The organism is Geomonas sp., from assembly GCF_035254065.1.
In the GTDB taxonomy this organism is placed as follows: Bacteria; Desulfobacterota; Desulfuromonadia; order Geobacterales; family Geobacteraceae; genus Geomonas.
In genome coordinates, this window is record NZ_DATFBA010000077.1 from 1 (window position 1) to 3,522 (window position 3,522).

Below are 3,522 nucleotides of genomic sequence, written 5' to 3' on the forward strand. Positions count from 1 at the left end.
CTCTACGAGACGCTGCGGGCAGAGGGGGCCGAGCAGAGCTACGCCCGGCATGAAGGGAGGATGAACGGCTTCGGCCAGATCGGCGAGGCTGCGGGGGCGCTTTTGGCCGGGGTCATCTACGCGCGCTCCCCCGTGCTCCCCTTCATCCTCCAGGTGGCGGTCTGGATCGCCGCGCTCGCGGTGACCAAGAGCATGACGGAGGCGCCACGCGAGCGGGCCATCCACGCGCGCTCACATTTCGCCGAGGCGGTCGCCACTGCGGGGTACGCCTTCGGCGAGAACCGGCGCCTGCGCTACACCATCCTCCTCAACACCGTGCTCGGCATCTCCTCCTTTTTCCCGGTCTGGCTGATCCAGCCCTACATGCAGCATGCGGGGGTTCCCCTTGGCTGGTTCGGACCGATCTGGGCGGGCGCCAACCTGACCGTCGCCCTCTGCGCCCTGGCCAGCCACCGCCTGCACGGGATGCTGGGGGACCGCAGGATGGTGCTATTGTTTATCGTGCTGATCCTGATCGGCTATTTCGGACTGGGGGCGACCGGCACGGTCTGGGGCTTCCTCTTTTATTACCTGCTCACCTGCATGCGCGGCTTGCGGGGGCCGATGATGCTTTCGCACACCCAGAGCGAGGCGCCTTCGGTGAACAGGGCCGCCGTTCTCTCCCTGCAGTCGGTCTCCTTTCGCCTCCTCTTTGTCTGCACCGGGCCGCTGGTGGGACGGCTGGCCGACCGTGCCGGGGTGCGCGACTCCTTCGGATTGCTGTTCTACGCTTTCCTGGTGACCCTCCCCCCGCTCGCCTTCCTGTTCCTGAAAAACAGCCGGAGGTACCTCGAAGATTCCGCTGTCGGCTCCGATAGCGACCTGCCAAGCCAGTGAAATGGCCGACCCCGCTGTACAGGATTTTAACCATCAGTAGGGCAACCCCTCCAAAAACACTGCTTTTCCTCCGAACCAGAGGGAGGAGATTGACGAAAGTTCCTTGTGAAATGGCCAAACTGCTCTTTCATTTGCGAAGTTTTTATGTTAGTCTTCTAACCCTTTGGTGACTTTCAGGCGTGTGGCGCAACGGGACCAGTGATAACCAGTCCGGTGCAACCATTTTCGCGAGGAAGAGCATGCCTACGCTCCCGGGCCCTTCGAAACACCAGCACCAGTCCCCTGCGCGGTCCCTGCGTGACGGCAGGGTTCCGTCTTGTGCCCGACGTTTCAGGCTCGGCGCACTCACCCTGCTCTGCTTTTCACTTTGCTCGCTGCTCCCCTCTCATTCCCTGGCCCTTTCCGACAGCGACGAACTGGAGGCCAAGGCGGCCTTCATCTACAACTTCTGCAAATACATCGACTGGCCGGCAGATCGCTTCGCCAGCAGCAGTTCCCCCATCGTGATCACGGTCTTCTGCCACCATTTCACCTACGACGCCTGCGACGCCTTCGACACCATCAGGGGAAAAAGTGCGGGAGGAAGGCCCCTGGAGGTCCGGTTGGTCAAGAAGGCCGACGAGATCGGCACTCCCCACATCCTGTACATGTGCGGCTCCGACCGGGACCATGCCGGTCGCATCCCCGAGAGTTACCGCACCCAGAGCATATTGACCGTCAACGATCTCGATCCCGCCACCCGCTGCGGCGGCGCCATCATATCGTTTCTCTCCGTCGACAACAAATTGCGCTTCCAGATCAACCTCCGCGCGGCACGCAAATCCGGACTGAAGATCAGTTCCCAGCTTTTAAAGCTGGCGACCGACGTCGTGGAGTGATCGAGAGGGAGCATGTCGCACCGCCTACGCAGGTTGTCCATCAAGAACAAGATCATCGGGATCATCCTGCTCACCAGTGGCGTCGTGCTTTTCTGCGCCTGCCTGGTGATCGTCGCCTACGAGGGGGTTGCGGAGCAGAGGGAGGGGATGGAAAAGCTGGAGGTGCTCGCCGACGTGATCGGCAGGAACGTCTCGGCGCCGATCCTTTTCGACGATCAGAACTCTGCCCGGGAGACCCTGGCCGGGCTGAGGTATAACCCCCATATCACCGACGCCTATCTGCTCAACGACACCGGCAAGATCTTCGCCGAATACCACCGGGACCCCAAGACCGCTCAGGCCACAGCGCCTTCCGTGATCGCCCCGAACCGCCCGGACACCGTGAAGGAGATCGATTTTTCGCAGCAGCGGGTATTGAAAAGGATCTACAGCGAAGAGAAAGTCATCGGCACCATGGTGATCGTTTCGGACCTGCAGGAGCTGGTCGGGAGGATCGCCTGGTTCGTCGGGGTATTCGGCAGCTTCGCGGTGAGCCTCTCAGCCATCGCCTTCTACCTCTCCTTCAAGCTGCAGGGGCTGATTTCCACCCCGATCATGGAACTCGCCCGCACCATGAAACGCGTCTCCACCGAGAGGAACTACGCGATCCGGGCCAGGAAAGAGTACGACGACGAGATCGGCACCCTGGTGGACGGCTTCAACGAGATGCTGTCGCAGATCGAGGTCCAGGAAGACAAGCTGAGCCAACTCGCCCATTACGACAGTCTGACCGCCCTTCCCAACCGGCTCCTGTTCCAGGACCGGCTCTCCCAAGCCCACCACCTTGCCGTGCGCTCCGGCAAGCGGGTCGCCGTCCTCTTCATCGACCTGGACAACTTCAAGGATGTGAACGACACCTACGGCCACCGGATCGGCGACCTGCTGCTTCAGGATGTCGCGCAGCGCCTCAGAAGCCACATCCGCCGCTGCGACACCCTGGCCCGGCTGGGGGGAGATGAGTTCGTGGTCCTGCTGCCCCAGATGGAAAACGCCGAAAGCGTGATCGGGGCCGCAGAAAAGCTGACCCGCTGCCTGTCGCATCATTTCGACCTGGAGGGGATCGAGATCTTCGTTACCGCCAGCGTCGGCATCTCCTTCTCTCCCAGTGACGGCAGCTCGGTGGAGGCGCTGGTCAGGAACGCCGACGCTGCCATGTACCACGCCAAGAGGACCGGCAAGAACTGCTACCAGTTCTTTTCCCAGCACATGCACGAGGACGCCAGCCGGCGGCTCACCCTGGTGAAGGACCTGCACCGCGCCCTGGAGCGTGAAGAGTTCGTATTGCACTACCAGCCGAAGCTCGACGTCCGCAGCGGTCGGGTGGTGGGGTCGGAAGCACTGCTGCGCTGGCAGGACCAGGAGCATGGCATCATCTCCCCCGGCGATTTCATCCCGGTAGCCGAGGAGAGCGGTCTCATCGTCCCGATCGGCGACTGGGTGCTGGCCACGGCCTGCCGCCAGCTGAGAGAGTGGCTGGACAGCGGGATGCCGGTCTTCCCCCTGGCGGTAAACGTTTCCGCCTGGCAGCTGCGAGGCCAGCACCTGCCCGGCATGATCGCCAAGATCCTGGAAGAGACGCGGGTGAAGCCGGAATACCTGGAGCTGGAGGTCACCGAGAGCGCGGTGATGCACAACGTGGATGACGCGGGAGAGACCCTGCGCGCCCTGAAGGCCATGGGGCTCCGCATCTCCATCGACGACTTCGGTACCGGCTACTCCTCGCTCGCCA

General features: G+C 62.5%; 3 protein-coding genes. All 3 read left to right on the forward strand.

Features of this window, described 5'->3' with window-relative positions:
* A partial coding sequence (locus tag VJ604_RS04130; protein WP_324080114.1) for an MFS transporter occupies positions 1–876 on the forward strand: 876 nt, incomplete at its 5' end.
* A 239-nt stretch (positions 877–1,115) separates the two neighbouring features.
* Complete coding sequence (locus VJ604_RS04135; protein WP_324080115.1) at positions 1,116–1,754, forward strand: TOL_0243 family YfiR-like periplasmic protein; 639 nt, start codon at positions 1,116–1,118, stop codon at positions 1,752–1,754.
* A gap of 12 nt (positions 1,755–1,766) precedes the next feature.
* A partial coding sequence (locus VJ604_RS04140; protein ID WP_324080116.1) for a diguanylate cyclase domain-containing protein occupies positions 1,767–3,522 on the forward strand: 1,756 nt, incomplete at its 3' end.